We start from the raw sequence: 21,555 nt of genomic DNA, 5'->3' as shown, positions 1-21,555 counted from the left end.
ACCGCCTGGATGCTCGGATCAAGTCCGAGCATGACCCAAGAACCAAGGGCCGACGACACACGATGGTCAGAGCTTGATGCTTTGTCAGTAGTACGAACCCGGCGCTCTCGCCGGGTTATTGCCTCAAGTGGCGAATTCTAAAACCGCCGCGCCAATTCCAGAAGCTCGGCATCCGACAGCGGCGCGATTTCGCTTTCATAGGTGGAGACCGGCGAGAAGCCGAATTGCTGGTAGAGCTGAAGCGCGCGCGGGTGATCGAGATTGTTGGTCTCGGTGATCACCTTTTCCGGCTGGTCGGCCCAGATTGCCTTCAGGGCCTGAAGCAGGAACCACTTGCCGACGCCGAAGCCGAGTGCCCGTTCGAACAGGCCGAAATGCACAAGTCGCGTAACGGTGTCGTCCTCGCGATGGTATTCGTAAAAGCCGGCCGGCGCGCCCTCCAAATAGAAGACGGTCACGGTGGTGCGGTCATTGTGGATGGTAGCGGCCAGATCCTCGTCGCTCATGCGCACCCGGTCGACCCATTCCCAGCGGGTGCCGACCTGGCGGTAAAGGAAGCGGTAATAGGCAAGCGGGATTTCCGGCACCCGCATCAGCGCGATATGAAGGTTCGATGGCGCCAGCATATGGGCCTTCGGCGCAACGGTCATCTCAAGCCGGGTGACGTGAACCGGGATCAGTGCTGTCGTCTTTTTCGTCATCGCGCTCAGGCCTTTCCGGTCGCGACGGGCGTATCATCGCGGCTGCCCCATTCCGACCACGAGCCGTCATAAAGCGTATTGTCCGTGTGGTCGAGCGTTTCGAGCGCGAGCGTGATGATGGCGGCGGTGACGCCGGAGCCGCAGGTGGTGACCACCGGTTTCGAAAGGTCGATGCCGGCCTCTTCAAACATCGCGTAAAGCTCTTCGGGCGACTTGAACCGGCCGTTTTTCGCGAAGGAAGATGATGGCAGGCTTTTCGCGCCCGGCATATGGCCGGATCGCATGCCCGCGCGCGGTTCCGGCTCCGCCGCCTCGAACCGGGCGGCGCTGCGCGCGTCGGCGATCTGCCGGCTTCCGGAGGCGACGATTTCGCGCATGTCCGCAAACGAGGTCACGCGCTGTGGCCTGGCGTCGAGCGTGAACTTGGCCGGCGCGGGCGAGGGGGCGCCGGCTTCCTGGATGCGACCCTCGCTGCGCCAGCCGTCGAGACCGCCATCGAGAACGTAGACGTCGCTCGCCCCCATCATCCGCAGCATCCACCACAGGCGCGGGGCCGCCAGATAGCCCGGTCCGTCATAGACCACGATGGTGTGATCGCTGCCGACGCCGAGCGCTTCCATCTCGGCCGCAAAGACGTCCGGCGCAGGCAGGGTGTGCGGCAGGCCGGAGGAGGTATCGGCAATCGCATCGTGATCGAAAAACACCGCGCCCGGCAGGTGGCCGGCCAGGTATTCGGCCTTCGGATCGCGGTTGTGGGCCGGCAGGTACCAGGAGGCGTCGATGACGGAAAAACCGGGCTTGCCCAGCCTTTCCTCGACCCATTCCGGCGAAACGATAAAATTCATCTGGCGACACTCCTCATGCGATGATTCTATGCGACGGCCTAAGCATCAAACCGTATCCGAAAACGGCGGTTCTCGCGGCCCTTCTTTTCGATCTTGCCGATATGGACGCCGCCGACCTCGCCGGTGGAGCGCACATGGGTGCCGCCGCAGGGCTGGCTGTCCACGCTGGCATCAGCGCCGATCGCGATCAGCGAGATCCGGCCCATACCCATCGGCGGGCGGACATTCTTCGATTTCACGATGTCGGGATTGGCGGCCAGATCCTCATCCGTGATCCACTGGACATAGACCGGGTGGTCTTCCGCGACCAGCTTCATCATTGCCGCGGTGACGGCGTCCTTGTCGATCGTCTCGGACATGTCGAAATCGACGCGCGATTCGTCCTCGCCAACGGCAGCGCCGGTGATCGGATAGGGACAGACGACGGAAAGCAGGTGGCAGGCGGTGTGCATGCGCATCAGCTTCAGCCGCCGCGGCCAGTCGATTTCGATGCGGAGGCTTTCGCCGACGGCGGGAGTCGCCTCGCCCTCGGCTGGTACATGCAGGATGATGTCCTTGGTCTCGCCGTGACGGGTGACGGCAAGCGCGATTGCCGAGCCGTCGGCGCGCCGGGCGACGCCGGTATCCCCCGGCTGGCCGCCGGAGGTTGCGTAAAAACAGGTGCGGTCGGTCTCGAACGTGCCGTCCTCATGCACTGTCGTGACCACCGCATCGCAACTCGTCAGGGTGAAATCGTTGCGGTAGAGAGCATCAACAGGCATGGGTTACTTTCTATTCAAACGGAGCGGCAATCTCCGTTTTCCGGGTCAGCCATTGCGGCAGCGGCAGCCCTTTATCCTTCAGGAATTCCGGGTTGAAAAGCTTCGACTGATACCGGTTGCCATAGTCGCACAATATGGTGACGATGGTGTGGCCGGGGCCGAGCTCGCGCGCCAGGCGAATGGCGCCCGCTATATTGATGCCCGATGAGCCGCCGAGGCACAAGCCCTCATCCGTCACCAGATCGAATATCAACGGCAACGCCTCGCTGTCGGAAACGCGGTAGGCAAAATCCGGCGTAAAGCCTTCCAGATTGGCGGTGATGCGGCCCTGACCGATGCCCTCGGTGATCGAGCCGCCCTCGCTCTTCAGCTCGCCATGGGCATAGAATTCGTAAAGTGCGGCCCCTTCCGGGTCGGCGATGCCGATCTTGATATCCTTGTTCTTTGCCTTGAGACCCATCGCGGTGCCGGCAAGCGTGCCGCCGGAGCCGACCGCGCAGATGAAGCCGTCAACCTTGCCGTCGGTGTCGCGCCAGATTTCCTGGGCCGTGGTCTCGATATGGGCGTTGCGGTTGGCGACATTGTCGAACTGGTTGGCCCAGATCGCGCCGTTCGGGTTTTCCCTTGCGAGCTGTTCGGCAAGCCGGCCGGAAAGCTTCACGTAGTTGTTGGGGTCGCGGTAGGGCTTGGCCGGAACTTCCACAAGTTCCGCGCCGAGAAGCCGCAGCGCGTCCTTCTTCTCCTCAGCCTGGGTCTCGGGGATCACGATCACGGTCTTGTAGCCGAGCGCGTTGGCGACCATGGTGAGGCCGATGCCGGTATTGCCGGCGGTGCCTTCCACGATCGTGCCGCCGGGCTTCAGCAGGCCGCGCTTCTCGGCATCGCGGATGATGTAGAGTGCCGCGCGGTCTTTGACAGACTGGCCGGGGTTCAGGAACTCGGCCTTACCGAGGATCGTGCAGCCCGTCGCCTCCGAGGCGGCGCGAAGCTTCACCAGCGGCGTGTTGCCGATCAGGTCGATGACGGAGGAATGCGTGGTCATGATCTCGCTTTCGATTTTTTCGTACTTGTGCCGCCGGGGTGGCCATTTGCCAAGGATTTCATTTTCGCGAAGAGGGGGATTGGCGCAAAGCCGTTTCAATCCTTGATCGCTTCGAAGGCGGAAAGTGCGCGTTTGCGCGCGGCCTTGTGGTCGACCAGCGGCTTGGGGTAGGTCTCGCCAAGTGTTACGCCTGCGCCCTTCAGCACATCGTCAGGCGCGTCGAACGGGGCATGAATGTGTTTCTTCGGCATATCCTTCAGTTCAGGCACATAGGCGCGGACATAATCGCCGGCCGGATCGAACTTTTCGCCTTGGAGGGTGGGGTTGAAGATCCGGAAGAACGGGGCCGCGTCCGCTCCCGAGCCCGCAACCCATTGCCAGTTCGCAGCGTTGGAGGCGGGATCGGCATCCACAAGCGTATCCCGAAACCATTTCTCGCCGCGCCGCCAGTCGATCATCAGGTCCTTGATCAGGAAGGACGCCGCGATCATGCGCACGCGGTTATGCATGTATCCTTCCTTCCAGAGCTGACGCATGCCGGCATCGACGATCGGATAACCGGTCTGGCCTTTGGTCCAGGCAACAAACGCATCCTCGTCATCCTTCCAGGCGAAGTCATCGAAGCGTTCATTCCAGTTCTTCTCTGCAAGATCGGGTGCGTGAAACAGGAGGTGATGGCAGAAATCGCGCCAGACGAGCTCCTGTAGGAATTTCTTCCTGTTTTCCGCGGATATCGATTTTGCGGCATTGACGCGGTGCCAGATCGTCGCCGGCGAAATCTCGCCGAGCGCCAGATGCGGGGAGAGCATCGAGGTCGCCTGGCGGTCCGGCCGGTCGCGCTTCTCGGCGTAATCCTGCACGACATCGTCAATGAAATGGTCGAGGCGCTCGATCGCGCCTTCCTCGCCCGGCTCCCAAATCTCGGAAAAACCTGCCGCCCAGTCAGGCTTGGCCTCGTAGAGCTTCCAGTCCTTCAGTTTCTCGGATTTGATTTTTTTCGATATGCCCTCAAGGCTTTTCGGGGCATCGACCGGGTCGGGCACATGCTGATCCGCCGAAAACGCCTTCCAGAACGGGGTATAGACCTTGTAGGGACCGCCCGACTTGGTCTTGAAATTCGAAGGCTCGTGCAGGATCTGGCCGGCAAAGCTTTTGACCGTGATCCCGTCATCGTCCAGCGCCTTTTTTATCGCCTTGTCGGCGCGGATACCTCCGGTGCTGTAGCGCCGGTTCCAGAACACGGCCTCGGCGCCGGTCTCCTCGATCAGCGCGCGCAACACCTTCAGCGGCTCGCCGCTTCTCAAAATCAGCGGCGCGCCGAGATCGTCATAGCACCCCGACAGTTTCTCCAGCGAGCGCTCCAGCCACCAGGCCTGCGCCGCGCCAAGCGGGCCGTTGCCGTTATCCTCGCGGATATAGACCGGCACCACCGGCCGGCCATCTTCCAAGGCGGCGGCAAGCGCGCGGTTGTCTGAAAGGCGCAGATCGTTGCGGATCCAATAGATTGCCGGTTTCGCCATTGTCCCTCGTCATCCGTTTGTTCCGCGGATGATGTAGGGCGCTGACTGCGGATGGCAAAGGCCGTCATGCAAAGCGCTACGGGCTCAGTCGATGAACTCGACCGTTGTGCCCGGTGATACCATGTGTGCGAGTTCGTTCGCATCCCAGTTGGTCAGCCGCACGCAGCCATGGCTCGAGGTCTTGCCGATCTTGCTGGGGTCCGGCGTGCCGTGAATGCCATAGCTCGGCTTAGACAGCGCGATCCAGACATTGCCGACGGGCCCGTTGGGGCCGGGGTTGATCGTCAGCACCTGGTTGTTGTCGCCCTGCTTGAAGTTCTTGTGAGGGTTATAGGTGTAGTTCGGATCGATCGCGATCCGGTCCACCGACACCGTGCCGGAAGGCGAGGGGGTGTCCGCCGAACCGATCGTGGCCGGATAGGCGGCGACCAGCACGCCCTCGGCGTCATAGGCGCGGAGCTGCTTCAGGGCCTTGTCGGCGAGGATTTTCGTGACCTTGGTCTTGTCCGGCTTGCCGACGCTCGTGACCTTGATCGTGGTGCCGGGCCGCGAGAAATCGGCATCCGGGTTCATCTTCTTCAGAAAACCCTCGTCCATGTGGAATTTCTCGGCCAGCATTTCAGAGACCGATGTATAGGACATCTCCGGCAGTTCCGCCTTTTCGGCGTAGTCGGACGGAATGGCCGCGACATAGGGGCCGGCGGCATCCGTCGCGGTGATGGTATAAGTGGTAAACGGCAGTCCGCCGTCCAGCGACAGCGCCTGCATGATCTTTTCGCTGTCGGCGACGGGATCGAGCCGCTCGCCGATGGCTTCGGCATAGGCGTCCAGCGCCTTCCTGACATTGTCGCCCATCAGCCCGTCGATCACGCCCGGCGAAAAGCCCTTGCGATCGAGAAACACCTGGGTCGCGACGACGTTCATATCCGGCTTCGACGACGTCCTGGCAACCGGGGGGCTGGTGTCCGGGCGATCGGGCGTCACGGTTTGCGGCGCCGAAGGGAAATCATTGGCGGGCGGCGGAGGGTAGGCGCTCTGGTCGCCGAAATCGCGGCTCCAGCGGGCGCGACCATTCGTGCCGAACGGTCGCTCGCCCCAATTGCCGCCGCGCTGCCAGCCCTGGTCGAAGCCCTGCTGGGTATCGTAGCCGGCATTTTCCCGGCGGTATTCGTCGGCATAGAATTCCGTCGCCACAAGGTTCCCATAAGCGTCGAGCAGGATCTGGCGGCCATTGGCGTCGCGGCTCAAGACCACGCTGCCGGCTTCCGGCACATAGTCGAGCATTGCGCCATCGGGCGCGATCAGCAGAATCTGCCGGCCATCCCTGTAGAGCGGCTCGTGCGCCTGGGCCGGCGTAACGGCGGATGCCGCCGCCAGCGCCAGACAGAAGGGAATGGTGTACAATCTCGCTTTTCGCATGTCTTCGACCGTGTGAGCGTTATAATCGGCAAAATCCTTGCCGGATTCGTTTTGGGATGGATTCAAAGCCCTGAAGGATGAACGTCGGCTGAACCGGCAGGTTTCATTATCTTGCAAACGTGGTTAAATTTGGTTTTATGACGGACGCATCATGATCGATTTCAGCATTCCCGACGGCCCGGCTTTTCAACTCGATCCGACATCGGTTCTCGATATCGGAGGCTGCGTTGTTGCGGGCGTCGACATCGCGCCGAAACGGGCAATCCCGGATGATGGCGATCCGCGCATCGACCACTCGCTGGAAGGCTTTCTGTTCACCTGCGGGCCCGAGCATATCCGTCATCCCGAACCGGTGGAGGGCGAGGAAGGGCGGTTCTATCCGCTGCACGGCTCCGCCTCCGCCAATGCGGCGGTGGTCAAATCGCTGGAGACAGGAGCGGGCGGCGCGGAATGCGTTGCCGCGATCCCGGTGAAGACCGCCAATGGCGGCGAGATGCTGATCGAGCGCCGCTGGACGCTGGAGGCCGCGACCGGCGAACTGAGCCTTACCGATACCGTGATCAACCGCTCCGACCGGCCGCTGCCGATCATGATGATGTATCATATCAATTTCGGCGCGAAGCATTTCGATGACGGGGTGCGGCTTGAAAGCACCTCGCTGCCCGAGGGCGCGCTGCCCTGGCGGTTCGGCGAGGGCGATCACGGCATCTTCTGCGTGCCGGCGGAAAGCGGCGAAGATGGCTGGTCGACAACGCGGCTTGGCCCGATCGCGGCGCTTGGCGGGCGCTCCTTCGTGCTTTCCGTCGACACGGCGACGCTGCCCTATCTGCAGGTCTGGCGCAATCAGGAGGCGCCGGCGCATATTCTCGGCATCGAGCCGGTTTCCCACCGCTGGACCTCGCGGCGCAAACTTGCCGAAGCCGGCGAGCTGGAGCCGGTTGAGCCGGGCGGCTCGAAGCGGTTTGCCCTCCGCATCCGTTTCGAATAACCAGACCCTCCGCCGACTTGCAAATCGTCAAAATCTTCTTAGTTTCTGCGTAGCAACGCAACAGGGATACCGTCATGAATATCCGCCCGATCGATGAGTTTTATGCCGTCAGCCCGCAGATCACGCCGGACCAGATCGCCGAGATCAAGGCGGCCGGGTTCAAGTCCATCGTCTGCAACCGGCCGGACGGCGAGGAGCCGGGCCAGCCGACATTTGCCGAGATCAAGCAGGCCGCCGAGGATGCCGGTCTTTATTTCGCCCATGTGCCCGTCGGCGGCATGGGGCTGACGCCCGAGGCCGTGACCGGCATGGTCGACGCGCTGGACGACATGGAAAAGCCGGTGCTGGCCTATTGCCGCTCGGGCGCGCGCTCGACCCGGATCTATGAGGAAGCCAAGCGCCTTCGCGGCTGAGTTTCGATAATCAGGGCGGTCCCGTCGGGCCGCCTTTTATTTCTGCATGCAAAAGAAAGTGAATGCGATGACGGTTAAACGTATAAAGCCCGGCCCCCTGATGTCCGGCGCGGTTGTCCACGGCAACACGGTCTATCTTTCCGGCCAGACCGGCGAAGGCCCCGATGTAACGACGCAGGCGAAGGAATGCCTCGCCAAGGTCGACGCGCTTCTGGCCGAGGCCGGGACCGACAAGTCGAAGATCCTGCAGACCCTGATTTACCTTAAGGATATGGGGCATTTTGCCGAGATGAACGCCGTGTGGAAAGACTGGGTCGATCCGGCAAACACCCCGGCGCGCGCCACCAGCCAGGCCGAACTGGCCGCGCCGCATATCCTCGTCGAGTTCACCGTGGTCGCCGCGCTCGACTGATCCGCAGCGCCGTTGCCGCCGGCATGGCCTGGGATGCATCCAGGCCATTTTTCTGTGACTTGTATTAAAACTGTTCAGCAGTCGGCTATTCTGCGACGGTTCCAACCTTGGGAGGTCGGGGGACATGAAAATCAGGGCAGCATTAATCGCAATAACGATCGTGGCGGCTGCGACGACGCCGACGATGGCGCGCGGAACCGCGGCGATCCTGGCCGTCAGCTGGCAGCCGGCCTTCTGCGAAGGCCATCAGGACAGGCCCGAATGCAAGAGCCAGAGGGAAAGCCGCTATGATGCCGGCCATTTCTCGCTGCACGGGCTCTGGCCGCTCGGCGAAAACTATTGCGGCGTTGCCGCAGACGTTCGCGCGACTGATGAAAACGGCAACTGGAATGCTTTGCCGGCGCTCACGCTGAGTGATGGTCTGCGTAAATCGTTGGCGAAGGTAATGCCGGGGACGCAATCCGATCTCCAGCGCCACGAATGGGTGAAGCATGGCACCTGCACCAGATTCACGCCGGAAAACTACTTCCAGACGTCCGTCGATCTGCTTGAGCAATTGAATGGTTCGGAGGTCGCCAAGCTGTTTCAGGCGAATATCGGCACGGAACTCTCCGCCGACGAGATTGCCAAGGCCTTTGACAGCGCATTCGGGCGTGGCGCGAAGAATCGCATCAAGATCAGCTGCGTTGCCGATGGAGATCGTCAGTTGATCGACGAGATTACGATCGGCCTTTCCGACAAATATGCGCCGGGGACATCTCTGGAAGACCTAATACAGGGCGCCGGAAGGACCGCGATCGGTTGCGACAGCGGGATCGTCGACCCCGCCGGACTGCAATAATTCGTCAGAGCGTGCGCTGCTGGGCGCGCGCATCGTCTTCCTTGTCGGTGCTGCGCAGATGGCGTTGTTTCGGGCGGATGGCGTTGCGCACCCGCTTGATGCCCTCGACTGAGAGCGCGATATTGCCGGCGACCGCGATTTCCTCGCGCATATAGACCTCGCCGGTCAGCCGGGCCTCTTCGCCCTTGACGGTGACGTGGACTTCCGTGGCATCGAGCAGGCCGGAGGAGGCCAGTTCGCTGGCTATCTCATCCTCCCTGCGGGCGTCGGGATTCCATTCCTCGGTGTCTTCAACCGGATCGCCGTAGAAAGCCGCTTTTTTCAGTACCATTGTCGCTTCCTTCCCAAATGCCGTTTCAATTCTCAAGCCTTAAACGTCTGACGCGGACGATTGTTCATTTCATGACGTCTTTGTGACGGCGGCGGCAATTCCGGAAGGCGCATTGTTTCCGAAGCCGGTTTCGCATACATAGCGGCCCAAGCATCCAATTGACGGGAAGCAGGAAAGATATGGCACGACAGTTCATCTACCACATGGCCGGGCTCAAGAAGGCCTATGGCGCCAAGAAAATACTCGAAGACATCCATCTGTCGTTCTATCCGGACGCCAAGATCGGCATTCTCGGCCCGAACGGCGCGGGTAAGTCGACCGTCTTGAAGATCATGGCCGGTCTCGACAAGGAATGGACGGGCGAAGCCTGGCTCGCCGAAGGCGCGACGCTCGGCTACCTGCCGCAGGAGCCGCAGCTCGATCCGACAAAGACCGTGTTCGAAAACGTGATGGAAGGCGTGGCCCACAAGAAGGCGATCGTCGACCGCTACAACGAACTGATGATGAACTATTCCGACGAGACCGCGGACGAGGGCGCGCGCCTTCAGGACGAGATCGACGCGCAGAACCTCTGGGATCTGGAAAACCAGGTCGAGATGGCAATGGACGCGCTGCGCTGCCCGCCCGGCGACGCCAATGTCGAAAACCTCTCCGGCGGTGAAAAGCGCCGCGTCGCGCTCTGCCAGCTTCTGCTGCGCCAGCCCGACCTGCTGCTCCTCGACGAGCCGACCAACCATCTCGACGCCGAGACCATCGCCTGGCTTGAAAAGCACCTGCGCGAATATCCCGGCGCGATCCTGATGGTCACCCATGACCGCTACTTCCTCGATAACGTCACCGGCTGGATCCTCGAGCTCGACCGCGGCCGCGGCATTCCCTATGAGGGCAACTACTCGGCCTATCTGCAAGCCAAGGCCAAGCGTCTGGCGCAGGAGGCCCGCGAAGAGGGCAGCCGCCAGAAGGCGCTGTCGCGCGAGCAGGAATGGATTGCGTCCAGCCCCAAGGCCCGTCAGGCCAAGTCGAAGGCCCGTATCCGCGCCTATGACGAACTGGTGGCGTCCGCCGAAAACCGTCGTCCCGGCGATGCGCAGATCATCATTCCGGTCGGCGAGCGTCTCGGCAATGTCGTGATCGAGGCCGAGAACCTGTCGAAGGCCTATGATGGCCGCGTGCTGTTCGAGGACCTGTCGTTCAAGCTGCCGCCCGGCGGCATTGTCGGCGTCATCGGCCCGAACGGTGCCGGTAAATCGACGCTGTTCAAGCTGATCACCGGCCAGGAAAAGCCCGATACCGGCGATATCCGCATCGGCGAGACCGTCGATCTCGGCTATGTCGACCAGAGCCGCGATTCGCTTGATGGCAGCAAGAATGTCTGGGAAGAGATTTCCGGTGGCAGCGACATCATCAAGCTCGGCAAATTCGAGATGAACTCGCGCGCCTATTGCGGCGCCTTCAACTTCAAGGGCGGCGACCAGCAGCAGAAGGTCGGAAACCTCTCCGGCGGCCAGCGCAACCGCGTCCATCTCGCCAAGATGCTGAAGTCCGGCTCCAACGTCCTCCTCCTCGACGAACCGACCAATGACCTCGACACCGAGACGCTGGGCGCGCTGGAAGACGCGCTGGAAAACTTCGCCGGCTGCGCCGTCGTCATCAGCCATGACCGCATGTTCCTCGACCGCCTCGCCACCCACATCCTCGCCTTCGAGGGCGACAGCCACGTGGAATGGTTCGAGGGCAACTTCGAAGACTACGAGGCCGACAAGATCAGAAGGCTGGGGCCGGAAAGCGTCAATCCGAAACGGGTGACGTATAAGCGGCTGACGCGGTAGTTATCAACGGCTTTGCGGCATTGACGTTCGTTGCCGCAAAGCCCCCAAGTCTTCTCGCCCCGGAGGGGAGAGATGTCGCGAAAGCGACAGTGAGGGGGGAGCATATCCCCGCGAACACCCTCACGGCTTGAAATGCCGCGCCACCCTCACTGCCCCTGTCGGGGCATCTCTCCCGCCAGCGGGAGAGAGTATGGGGAGTAAGCCGCTCTGCTTCAGACAACACGCCTGCTCGTACGAGCAAGCGGTCCTCGCAGCCAATCCGCTCACATCTCCAGCCGCTTCCGCTGCCGTCCCGCGATATCCTGCACGAATTGCCACGCCACGCGGCCGGAGCGGCCGCCGCGGGTGGTGGCCCAGGTCAGCGCCTCGGCGTGGAGGGTTTCGGGGGTGCCTTCGAGGCCGAAATGGGCGGCGTAGCCGTCGATCATTGCCAGATAATCGTCCTGCGAGCATTTGTGGAAGCCGAGCCAGAGGCCGAAGCGATCCGACAACGAAACCTTTTCCTCGATCGCCTCTGACGGGTTGATCGCGGTCGAGCGCTCGTTTTCGATCATGTCGCGCGGCATCAAATGGCGGCGGTTGGAGGTGGCGTAGAGCAGCACGTTTTCCGGCCGCCCCTCGACCCCGCCATCGAGCGCCGCCTTCAGCGATTTATAGGCCGCGTCATCGTGATCGAAGGAGAGGTCGTCGGAAAACAGCAGGAAGCGGTGGGACGACCCCTTGATGATCTCGAGCAGGTCGCCGAGCGTGCCGACATCCTCGCGGTAGAGCTCCACCAGCTTGAGCGGCAGTTTGTGCTCGGCGACGATGGCGGCGTGAACAGCCTTCACCAGCGAGGATTTGCCCATGCCGCGCGCCCCCCACAAGAGCGCGTTGTTGGCCGGAAAGCCCTCGGCGAAGCGCAGCGTGTTTTCAAACAGGATGTCGCGGACATGATCGACGCCGCGGATCAGCGACAGATCGACGCGGCTGGGGCGCCCGACCGGCGCGAGGTAAAGCTGTTCCGGCTTCCAGACGAAGCAATCGGCGGCGTCGAGATCGTTTTCGCGCGGCTGCGGGCCGGACAGGCGCTCCAGCGCATTGGCGATCCGCGTTACCTCTGCAAGGAGCCTGTCTGTCGTCTCGGTGTTCACGTTGTTCTCCTATGCTATCCGTCATTGCCGCCCAGATTTCCGGTTTCGGGGGCCGATGCAAGGTCGATTCCTGGGCAAAATGGCCACTAAAGCGCAAAAAGCATCGGTGTTTCATAGGCTATTGTTGCATTGAACGGCGCTCCGACTATATACCGGCGACACGTTTGCGGGGGTGGGCCCCGTCTTGACGCCGGGCGTGGCCCTGGTTCTGGTTTGAGGAGTTTTGAACACGATGTTTAGCACGGCTTACGCCCAGGCGGCAGGCGCCGCGGGTCCGTTCGGTTCCGGCATGGAAATGATCTTCCTGTTCGTGCCGCTGATGGCGATCTGGTATTTCCTGCTGATCCGGCCGCAGCGCCGCCAGGCCAAAAAGCGCCAGGAAACGCTGGCCGCCATCCGCCGCGGCGATCAGGTCGTCACCGGCGGCGGCATTGTCGGCAAGGTGGTCAAGGTCATCGACGACAACGAGCTTGAAGTGGAGATCGCCGACGGCGTGCGCATCCGCATCATGCGCGCCTACGTCTCCGACGTGCGCGTCAAGGGCGAGCCGGTGAAGACCGAAGACGCCAAGTCCTGATTTCATTACGGCCGAACCGTGAAAAAGCCCGGTTCGGCCGTAATTCTATTGCATGCCTTCGGCCCGAGCGCCGAAACAGAGGCGGGACCTTCCGGGTTGCCGCCTGCTTCGTGAAACCGACGAACCGAGACCTTCATGCTGTATTTTTCCCGTTGGAAGACCTTCTTCATCTGGCTAGTCGTTGCGGTGGGCATCGTCATCGCTTTGCCGAATATCTTCAGCGACCAGCAACTGTCGAAGCTCCCGGGATGGATGCCGGACAGCAAGATCACGCTCGGCCTCGACCTTCAGGGCGGCTCCTACATCATGCTGCAGGTCGATCGGGATGATATCGTCACCGACCGACTGAACACGTTGGTGGACGATGTGCGCGCCGATCTGCGCGAGGCACAGGTGCGCTATACCGGCCTTTCCGGCACGGGCGACAGCGCCCAGGTGCGGATCACCGATCCGGCGCAGTATGTGGAAGCCGAAACCGCGCTCGAGCCGCTTGCCGAATATGTCAATGCCGGCACGCTCAACGGCGGCACCTTCCAGGAAGTCACGATGGATGATGACGGCAACGGCCTCATCCGCCTGACGCTGACCGAACAGGGTATCGATTACCGCATGCGCTCGGCCGTCGAGCAGTCGATCGAGGTGATCCGTCGCCGCGTTGACGAACTCGGCACCACCGAGCCGCTGATCCAGCGCCAGGGCGACGACCGCATCATCGTGCAGGTGCCCGGCCTTGACGATCCGCAGCGCCTGAAGGCGCTCTTGAACAAGACCGCGAAACTGACCTTCCACATGGTCGACACCACGACCTCGGCGCAGGACGCGATCGAGGGCCGGCCGCCGGCGGGCACCGAAGTGCTCTACTCGATGGACGATCCGCCGGTCCCCTACGTGATCGAGAAGCGCGCGCTGATCTCTGGCGAGGACTTGGTCGACGCCAAGGCCGCCTTCGACCAGCGCACGAATGAGCCGGTGGTCAATTTCCGCTTCGATTCGCGCGGCGCCCAGCGCTTCGCTCAGGCGACCCAGCAGAATGTCGGCCGCCCCTTCGCGATCGTGCTCGACGACCAGATCGTTTCCGCGCCGGTGATCAATGAGCCGATCCTTGGCGGGTCGGGCCAGATTTCGGGCAATTTCACGGTTCAGGGCGCGAACGACCTTGCCGTGCTGCTGCGCGCCGGTGCGTTGCCGGCAACGCTGACGGTGGTTGAAGAACGCACGGTCGGGCCGAGCCTCGGCGCCGATTCGATCCGCGCCGGCGTCATGGCATCGGTCATCGGCGCTGCCGCCGTGGTCGTCTTCATGGTCGCCTTCTATGGGATGTTCGGTCTTGTCGCGAACATCGCCCTGTTCTTCAACATCGTGTTGCTGTTGGCGCTCCTGAGCGTCATCGGGGCAACGCTGACCCTGCCGGGCATTGCCGGCATCGTGCTGACGATCGGCATGGCGGTGGACTCCAACGTGCTGATCTATGAGCGCATTCGAGAGGAGCGCCGCAATGGCCGCAGCATCGTGCAGGCGGTGGATGCCGGCTTCTCGCGCGCCTTCGGCACCATCATCGACGCCAACCTGACGACGCTGATTGCCGCCGTCATCCTGTTCTTCCTCGGCTCGGGTCCGGTGCGCGGCTTCGCGGTGACGCTGGCGATCGGCATCATCACCACGATCTTCAGCGCCTTCTATCTGACGCGCTGGATGATTGCCGAATGGGTTCGCCGCAAGCGCCCGAAGGAACTGCCGAAGGGCATCCGCACCGGCATGTTCGACGGCATCAATTTCTCGTTCATGAACTTCCGCCGGGTCACCTTCATCATTTCCGTGGTGCTGGTCATCGCCTCGGTCGTCGGCTTCGGCACCAAGGGTATGAATCTCGGCATCGACTTCACCGGCGGTTCGGTGGTCCAGGTTGAAGCGAAGTCCGGGCCCGCGAATCTCTCCGAAATTCGCACCACGCTGAACGAGCTGAACATCGGCGCGGTTCAGGCGCAGGGCTTCGGCTCCGACAAGGACGTGCTGATCCGCATTCCGGCGCAGGATGGCGGCGCGAATGCCGAGCAGAGTGCGATCACGAAGATCCGCTCCGCGCTGGAAAGCGACTACACCTTCTCGCGCGTCGAGGTGGTCGGTCCTGTCGTTTCAGGTGAACTGAGCCGTTCGGCAACCATCGGCGTGCTCGCCTCGCTGATCGCGATCCTGATGTATATCTGGTTCCGCTTCGAGTGGCAGTTCGCCGTCGGCGCGATCATCGCGACAGCGCATGACGTGATACTGACCATCGGCGTATTCGTGCTGACGGGGGTCGAGTTCAACCTCACCAGTATCGCGGCGGTGCTGACCATCGTCGGCTATTCGCTGAACGATACGGTGGTGGTCTATGACCGCGTCCGCGAAAATCTGAGGCGCTATCAGAAGATGCCGCTGCCGGAACTGATCGATATCTCGATCAACCACACGCTGTCGCGCACCATCCTGACCGCCGTGACGACGATGCTGGCGCTGGCTGCCCTCTACGTCTTCGGCGGCGAGGTGATCCGCTCCTTCACCTTCGCGATGCTGTTTGGCGTGGCGATCGGCACCTTCTCCTCGATCTATATCGCGGCCCCCGTGCTGATTGCCTTCAAGCTGCGCCCCGACACCTTCAACAAGAAGGACGAGGGCGCGCCCGAGGAGCAGGGCACGGTGGAGACGATCTGACGATATGGCGCGCGGCATCGAAATACGCGAGGCGCATTTTCCCGGTCGCGCGCCGATCGACACCTACGGCAATGGCGGGTTTCGCTTTGCCGACATGTCGCATCGCGGCTCGCTGCTGTGCCTGCCATCCGGCATTCACGGCTGGGATGTGACGTCACCGCAGGAGATGGCGGTGGAGACGTTCGAGCGGGTGCTGGCCGAAGCGGACGGCATCGAGGTTCTGCTGGTCGGCACGGGGCTTGATCTGTCGCTGCTGCCGCGCCCGTTGAAGGAGGCGCTCAAGGAACGCGGCATCGTCGCCGATCCGATGAATACGGGTGCGGCGGTGCGCACCTACAACATCCTGCTGGAAGAATCCCGCGCGGTGGCCGCGGCGCTGATCGCGGTATAGTTTCAAGCGGCGGCACCCCTGATACCGGAGAAACCATTGGCCGAAGCAAAACAAGGGCCGGATCCGCTGCTCGCCGAGCTTCGCGAGGCCGATCGCGATCGCTATCTCGCGGTGCTGCTTTCGCCTGCCGAACACCGGTCAGCGCTGACGGCGCTCTATCTGTTCAATGCCGAACTGGCGCGGGTGCGCGAGCGGATCAGCGAGCCGCTGCCGGGCGAGGTGCGCCTGCAATACTGGCGCGACCTGCTGGAAGGCAGCGGCCATGGCGAGAGCCAGCGCAACCCACTTGCTGCCCGGCTGCTACAGACGCTTGAGGCATACCGCCTGCCGGCCGCCCCGCTGATCGGCATGAGCGAGGCGCGGATATTCGATCTCTATGACGATCCGATGGGCAGTCTTTCCGATTTCGAGGGCTATGCCGGCGAAACCGCCTCAGCCCTGATCCAGCTTGCAAGCCTGGTGCTCGACAGCGAGAAGGCCGCCGCTTCGTCCACCGCCGCCGGCCATGCCGGCGTGGCGCAGGCGGTGGCGGGTTCGCTGCTCCTGATGAGCCGCCATCGCGCCAACGGCCAGGTCTTTATTCCGACCGAAATCCTGTCGGCGACCGGGCTCGACCGCGAATCATTCCTGATCGCCAGCGATCGCGACCGGGTGGGCAACGCGATCCGCGCGTTTGCCGGGTTCGGGCGGTCCCATCTGGAGAAATTCGAGGCGGAGGGCCCGGTTGCCAGGGAAATCGCGCCCGCCTATCTGCCCATAGCGAGCTGCAAGAACATTCTTGTAAAGGCCGAGCGTTTGGGTGAAAATGTGCTCGATAACTCAATCCAGCCGCCACAGTGGAAGAGACAGTTCGCGATGATGCGCTCTTTGCTGTTTCGTAAGTTTTGATTTATATAACGCGTCGACCTTGGGTTCTCCTGCCGGTTTCGGGCACAGGCTTTCAACCATTCAGCACTTCCGTCCGGAGGGCAGGGCGCGCGTGATGCAGCAGCAGAGGAAGTGGGCGCATGGAAACTTGGATATGGGTCGCAATCGCCATTGCAGCCGTCGTCGCAGCCTATTATTTCCTGCTCCGTCCCAAGAGCCAGCCCGCCGCCTCGGATGTTTCGGTCGACGAGACCTATAAGTGGGCGGCGAGCGAATTCAGGCGCAGCTATCCCGATGAAAAGGTGGCGACCGTGATCGGCGACAAGGAGATGGAAACCTTCTTCCTCCGGCTCGCCGATGGCAAGGTCGGCATATACCGCTCGCGGCGCGGCAAGGGTCAGGCCATCATCGTGGTGCAGAGCGACTACCGGCTTCGGGCGCTGCCGGAGGCGAATGGCCTTCAGGTGGATTATCCCGAGGCGGATTTCTTCAGCGGCAATTACCTGTTCCAGACCGAACAGGATGCCGCCGACGTTTCCACATGGATGCTCAACGCCCGCTGAGACCCGGCGGGCTGCCTCTCAGCTCTCAAGCCACACCTTGCACGCCGTGAGCGCGCGCGTTGCCATGAGCTGCTTCTTGACGCTGGATTTCGCCTTGCCGCGCGGCTTCTTGCCGGTCTCGGGATCGATCAGCGCGCCGGGTTCGAGTTCCGGAAACAGGCCGAAATTGACGTTCATCGGCTGGAACGAGCGCTTGCCGCCTTCCTCCTGATGGGCAAGATGCCCGCCGGTGACATGGCCGAGCAGCGCGCCAAGCGCCGTTTCTGGCGGCGGAGCGACCGGCGATTTGCCAAGCCGTTCGGCAGCGGCGAAACGGCCGGCGAGCAGGCCGATGCCGGCGCTTTCCACATAGCCCTCGCAGCCGGTGATCTGGCCGGCGAAACGCAGACCCGGCCGGCCCTTCAGCACCAGCGTGCCGTCGAGCAGCACCGGCGAATTCAGATAGGTGTTGCGGTGGAGACCGCCGAGCCGGGCGAATTCGGCCTCGGCAAGGCCGGGGATCATCTGCAGCACGTCCTTTTGCGCGCCGTACCGCAGCTTGGTCTGGAAGCCGACCATGTTGTAGAGCGTGCCGAGCGCATTGTCCTGGCGAAGCTGGACGACGGCGTAGGGCTTGACCTCAGGATTGTGCGCATTGGTGAGGCCCATCGGCTTCATGGGGCCGTGACGCAGGGTCTCACGGCCGCGCTCGGCCATCACCTCGATCGGCAGGCAGCCGTCGAAATAGGGCGTGCCCTCCCATTCGCGGAAATCGGTCTTGTCGCCTGCGATCAACGCATCGATGAAGGCGTTGTACTGAGCCTCATCCATCGGGCAGTTGATGTAGTCCTTGCCCGTGCCGCCGGGCCCGACCTTGTCGTAGCGCGACTGGAACCAGCAGATGTCCATGTCGATTGTGTCGCGATAGACGATCGGGGCAATCGCGTCGAAGAAGGCAAGCGCCTCGCTGCCGGTTCTCTCCTGAATGGCTTCCGCGAGCGCCGGCGCGGTCAGCGGTCCCGTCGCAATAATCGCCTGGTCCCATTCCTCCGGCGGCAGCGCCGCGACTTCCTCGCGCACGATGGTGACCAGCGGATGGTCGGTCAGCATCGCGGTCACGGCGGCGGAAAAGCCGTCGCGATCGACCGCCAGCGCGCCGCCGGCCGGCACCTGGTGGGTATCCGCCGAGGCCATGACCAGCGATCCGGCAAGGCGCATTTCCGCATGGATCACGCCCACGGCATTGCTGGTGGCGTCGTCGGAGCGGAAGGAATTGGAGCAGACCAGTTCGGCAAGCCCGTCGGTCTTGTGGGCGGCGGTCTCGCGCACGCCGCGCATTTCGTGCAGGATGACCGGGATGCCGGCATTGGCGATCTGCCAGGCGGCTTCGGAACCGGCAAGGCCGCCGCCGATGACATGAATGGGTTTGTGCTCGGACATCTGTGCCTCAATCGTTTTGCTATTTCGGGCCGTCAGGGCGCGCGCCGTGGCGCGGCTTCGAATGCCCTTGCACATGCCAGATGCCGCCGTCGCCGTCGAGGTCCGGCGGGCAGAAATCGCGGGAAGCGCCGGGCGGAAAATTCTTGTCCCCCGTCAAACACGCGACATCTTTTATGAGGTAGGCTGTTGAAAGGCGCTTTGCAATTGTCAAACTATTGGAAGGGAAGCAATGCCCGACGGATTTCGGCTGCCGGCGCAAGGCTGCGTCAAACCTGACGGGCTATCCGATTTAAAAAGCTTTGCCGCAGTGCGACAAAAACTTGACTTATATCATGTCGCGGGCGGCGGGGTTGCGGGATACCGATAGCGGTTCAGAATGACCTTCCACTTGAAAGGGGAAATCGACATGGAACAGATTACGCCTGATGCCACTCGGAATATTCTCGGGCAGGACGAGCTCGATCTGATGAACAGATACTGGCAGGCGGCCAACTACCTGTCGGTCGGCCAGATCTATCTGATGGACAATCCCCTCTTGAAAGCGCCGCTTGAGCCTGAACATGTCAAGCCGCGCCTGCTTGGTCACTGGGGCACGACGCCCGGCCTCAACTTCATCTATGTGCACCTCAACCGCATCATCAAGGAGCATGATGCGGATGTGATCTATATCTGCGGCCCCGGTCATGGCGGGCCCGGCCTTGTCGCCAACGCCTATCTTGATGGCACCTATACCGAGGTCTATCCGGAGATCACTGAGGACGAAGAGGGGATGCAGAAGCTGTTCAAGCAGTTCTCCTTCCCCGGCGGCATTCCGAGCCATGTTGCGCCGGAAACGCCCGGTTCGATCCACGAGGGCGGCGAGCTCGGCTATGCGCTGGTCCATGCCTATGGCGCGGCCTATGACAATCCCGATCTGATCGTCGCCTGCGTCGTCGGCGATGGCGAGGCCGAGACCGGTCCGCTCGCGGCCTCGTGGCACTCGAACAAGTTCCTGAACCCGATCGTTGACGGCGCGGTGCTGCCGATCCTGCACCTGAACGGCTACAAGATTGCCAATCCCACCGTGCTCGCGCGTATGAAGAAATCGGACCTGACCGATCTCTTCACCGGCTATGGCTACGAGCCTTTCTATGTCGAGGGCGACTACCCGGAATACATGCATCAGCGCATGGCCGAGGTGATGGAGGATTGCTACGCCCGCATCCGCGAAATACAGGAGACGGCGCGGGCCGACGGCACGGTCTACGAGATGCCGCGCTGGCCGATGATCATTCTGCGCAGCCCCAAGGGCTGGACCGGGCCGAAATTCGTCGACAACAAGAAGGTCGAGAATTTCTGGCGCGCCCACCAGGTGCCGATCGCCGAAGCGCGCAAGAACGGCGAGCACCGCGCCGAGCTGGAAGAATGGATGCGCGGTTATGCGCCGGAGACGCTGTTTGACGAAAACGGCCGCCTCGTGCCGGAACTGAAGGCGCTCGCGCCCGCCGGCGATCGCCGGATGAGCGCCAACCCGCATACCAATGGCGGCCTCCTGCGCAAGGAGCTGAACATGCCCGACTTCCGGGCGCTCGCCATTGATGTGAAACAGCCCGGCGAGGTGATGGCCTCGGCCACCAAGCATCTCGGCATGCTGCTTGCGGAGGTGATGAAGCTCAACAAGGACGAGCGCAATTTCCGCCTGATGGGCCCGGACGAGACCGCCTCGAACCGGCTTCAGGACGTGTTCACCACGACCGATCGCGTCTGGATGGCCGATATCCTCGAATATGACGAGGGCATTGCCCGCGATGGCCGGGTCATGGAAGTGCTGAGCGAGCATCTGTGCCAGGGCTGGCTGGAAGGCTATCTGCTGACCGGGCGTCACGGCCTGTTCTCGTGCTACGAAGCCTTCATTCACATCATCGATTCGATGTTCAACCAGCACGCCAAATGGCTGAAGACCACGCGGACGATGGAATGGCGCAAGCCGATCTCGTCGCTGAACTATCTCCTGACCTCGCATGTCTGGCGTCAGGACCATAACGGCTTCAGCCATCAGGATCCGGGCTTCGTCGACCACGTCGTCAACAAGAAGGCGGATGTGGTGCGGACCTATTTCCCGCCGGATGCCAACACGCTGCTGTGGGTCGGCGACCACATCCTGCGCACCTATAACCGCGTCAATGTGGTTGTCGCGGGCAAGCAGCCGAGCCCGCAATGGCTGTCGATCGAGGAAGCGATCGTGCATTGCGAGGCCGGTCTTGGCGAATGGCGCTGGGCCAGCAATGTGCCGGAAGGCGAGGAGCCCGATGTGGTGATGGCCGCGGCCGGCGACGTGCCGACCCTGGAAATGATGGCCGCCGTCGACCTTCTGCGCCAGAAGCTGCCGGAAATGAAGGTGAAAGTGGTCAACGTCGTCGACCTGATGGCGCTGCAGCCGAAGGAAGAGCATCCGCACGGGTTGCGCGATGCCGATTTCGACGCGATCTTCACCGAGAACAAGCCGGTGATCTTCGCCTATCACGGCTACCCGTGGCTGATTCATCGCCTGGCCTATCGCCGCCACAACCACAACAACATCCATGTGCGCGGTTATGTGGAAGAGGGGACCACGACGACGCCGTTCGACATGGTTGTCCTCAACCGCCTCGACCGCTACCATCTGGCCATCGATGCGATCGAGCGGGCCGGCGGGTTCGGCGAGCGGGGTGCTGCGGCGATCAACTACCTGAACGACATGCGCGCCAGGCATCACGATTATGTACGTGAGCACGGCGAGGACATGCCGGAGATCGCCGACTGGAAATGGCCCTATCCCAGGGGCTGATCCGGG

The 21,555-nt window shown here is 62.4% G+C and carries 20 protein-coding genes; 11 read left to right on the top strand and 9 right to left on the bottom strand.

Translation table 11 applies throughout. The annotated features are described in order from the left end of the window. Positions 1-137: 137 nt before the first annotated feature. The 6 genes from V6766_RS15125 to V6766_RS15100 form a co-directional block, all read right to left on the bottom strand. Positions 138-701, bottom strand: a complete 564-nt coding sequence (locus V6766_RS15125) for a GNAT family N-acetyltransferase (RefSeq protein ID WP_448467790.1) — start codon at positions 699-701, stop codon at positions 138-140. Between the two features lie 5 nt (positions 702-706). Next, entirely contained in the window at positions 707-1,546 is an 840-nt protein-coding gene (gene sseA, locus V6766_RS15120) for a 3-mercaptopyruvate sulfurtransferase (protein WP_448467788.1), read from the bottom strand. A 38-nt stretch (positions 1,547-1,584) separates the two neighbouring features. Next, positions 1,585-2,307 (bottom strand): alanyl-tRNA editing protein, encoded by a 723-nt coding sequence (locus V6766_RS15115; RefSeq protein ID WP_448467786.1) that lies wholly within the window; start codon positions 2,305-2,307, stop codon positions 1,585-1,587. A 10-nt stretch (positions 2,308-2,317) separates the two neighbouring features. Beyond that, positions 2,318-3,349 (bottom strand): cysteine synthase A, encoded by a 1,032-nt coding sequence (locus tag V6766_RS15110; RefSeq protein ID WP_448467784.1) that lies wholly within the window; start codon positions 3,347-3,349, stop codon positions 2,318-2,320. Between the two features lie 95 nt (positions 3,350-3,444). After that, positions 3,445-4,869: a cryptochrome/photolyase family protein gene (locus V6766_RS15105; protein WP_448467782.1), complete on the bottom strand. Its 1,425-nt coding sequence runs from the start codon at positions 4,867-4,869 to the stop codon at positions 3,445-3,447. Positions 4,870-4,953: 84 nt separating this feature from the next. Then, complete coding sequence (locus tag V6766_RS15100) at positions 4,954-6,288, bottom strand: L,D-transpeptidase (protein ID WP_448467780.1); 1,335 nt, start codon at positions 6,286-6,288, stop codon at positions 4,954-4,956. A gap of 151 nt (positions 6,289-6,439) precedes the next feature. Here V6766_RS15100 and V6766_RS15095 point away from each other — a divergent pair, with 151 nt between their 5' ends. From V6766_RS15095 to V6766_RS15080, 4 genes are all read left to right on the top strand, one after another. Beyond that, positions 6,440-7,276, top strand: a complete 837-nt coding sequence (locus V6766_RS15095; RefSeq protein ID WP_448467778.1) for a DUF4432 family protein — start codon at positions 6,440-6,442, stop codon at positions 7,274-7,276. A gap of 74 nt (positions 7,277-7,350) precedes the next feature. Further along, positions 7,351-7,689: a TIGR01244 family sulfur transferase gene (locus tag V6766_RS15090; protein ID WP_018066946.1), complete on the top strand. Its 339-nt coding sequence runs from the start codon at positions 7,351-7,353 to the stop codon at positions 7,687-7,689. A 67-nt stretch (positions 7,690-7,756) separates the two neighbouring features. Next, positions 7,757-8,101, top strand: a complete 345-nt coding sequence (locus V6766_RS15085; RefSeq protein WP_448467776.1) for a RidA family protein — start codon at positions 7,757-7,759, stop codon at positions 8,099-8,101. 124 nt (positions 8,102-8,225) lie between these two features. Then, entirely contained in the window at positions 8,226-8,942 is a 717-nt protein-coding gene (locus V6766_RS15080; protein WP_448467774.1) for a ribonuclease T2 family protein, read from the top strand. Positions 8,943-8,946: 4 nt separating this feature from the next. On the opposite strand, the gene V6766_RS15075 is transcribed toward V6766_RS15080, so the two are convergent. After that, positions 8,947-9,273, bottom strand: a complete 327-nt coding sequence (locus V6766_RS15075; RefSeq protein WP_448467772.1) for a BON domain-containing protein — start codon at positions 9,271-9,273, stop codon at positions 8,947-8,949. Between the two features lie 179 nt (positions 9,274-9,452). Between V6766_RS15075 and ettA the strand changes: the two genes are divergently transcribed. Further along, entirely contained in the window at positions 9,453-11,102 is a 1,650-nt protein-coding gene (ettA, locus tag V6766_RS15070; protein WP_448467770.1) for an energy-dependent translational throttle protein EttA, read from the top strand. Between the two features lie 263 nt (positions 11,103-11,365). On the opposite strand, the gene V6766_RS15065 is transcribed toward ettA, so the two are convergent. After that, complete coding sequence (locus V6766_RS15065) at positions 11,366-12,235, bottom strand: ATP-binding protein (protein WP_448467768.1); 870 nt, start codon at positions 12,233-12,235, stop codon at positions 11,366-11,368. A gap of 232 nt (positions 12,236-12,467) precedes the next feature. Here V6766_RS15065 and yajC point away from each other — a divergent pair, with 232 nt between their 5' ends. The 5 genes from yajC (at position 12,468) to V6766_RS15040 (ending at position 17,324) form a co-directional block, all read left to right on the top strand. Beyond that, positions 12,468-12,812, top strand: coding sequence for a preprotein translocase subunit YajC (gene yajC / locus V6766_RS15060; RefSeq protein WP_448428339.1), 345 nt, complete (start codon positions 12,468-12,470; stop codon positions 12,810-12,812). Between the two features lie 135 nt (positions 12,813-12,947). Beyond that, positions 12,948-15,503 carry a protein translocase subunit SecDF gene (secDF, locus tag V6766_RS15055; RefSeq protein WP_448428341.1) on the top strand — a complete coding sequence of 852 codons (2,556 nt, stop codon included), beginning with the start codon at positions 12,948-12,950 and terminating at the stop codon, positions 15,501-15,503. 4 nt (positions 15,504-15,507) lie between these two features. Beyond that, complete coding sequence (locus V6766_RS15050; RefSeq protein ID WP_018066955.1) at positions 15,508-15,894, top strand: Mth938-like domain-containing protein; 387 nt, start codon at positions 15,508-15,510, stop codon at positions 15,892-15,894. Positions 15,895-15,930: 36 nt separating this feature from the next. Further along, the gene (locus V6766_RS15045) at positions 15,931-16,782 is read left to right on the top strand and encodes a phytoene/squalene synthase family protein (protein ID WP_448467766.1); all 852 of its coding nucleotides are present in this window, start codon (positions 15,931-15,933) and stop codon (positions 16,780-16,782) included. 119 nt (positions 16,783-16,901) lie between these two features. Next, entirely contained in the window at positions 16,902-17,324 is a 423-nt protein-coding gene (locus V6766_RS15040; protein WP_448467764.1) for a hypothetical protein, read from the top strand. Positions 17,325-17,342: 18 nt separating this feature from the next. Here the strand turns inward: V6766_RS15040 and trmFO are convergent, their stop codons facing one another. After that, positions 17,343-18,743, bottom strand: a complete 1,401-nt coding sequence (trmFO, locus tag V6766_RS15035) for a methylenetetrahydrofolate--tRNA-(uracil(54)-C(5))-methyltransferase (FADH(2)-oxidizing) TrmFO (protein ID WP_448467762.1) — start codon at positions 18,741-18,743, stop codon at positions 17,343-17,345. A 406-nt stretch (positions 18,744-19,149) separates the two neighbouring features. Here trmFO and V6766_RS15030 point away from each other — a divergent pair, with 406 nt between their 5' ends. Next, a complete protein-coding gene (locus tag V6766_RS15030) occupies positions 19,150-21,549 on the top strand; it encodes a phosphoketolase family protein (protein WP_448467760.1) in 2,400 nt (799 codons plus the stop codon). The last annotated feature ends 6 nt before the right edge of the window (positions 21,550-21,555 follow it).

It is taken from the genome of Martelella sp. AMO21009, assembly GCF_053484295.1.
Note: the sequence above shows the minus strand (reverse complement) of the source record. Positions and strands in the feature narration are given on the sequence as shown.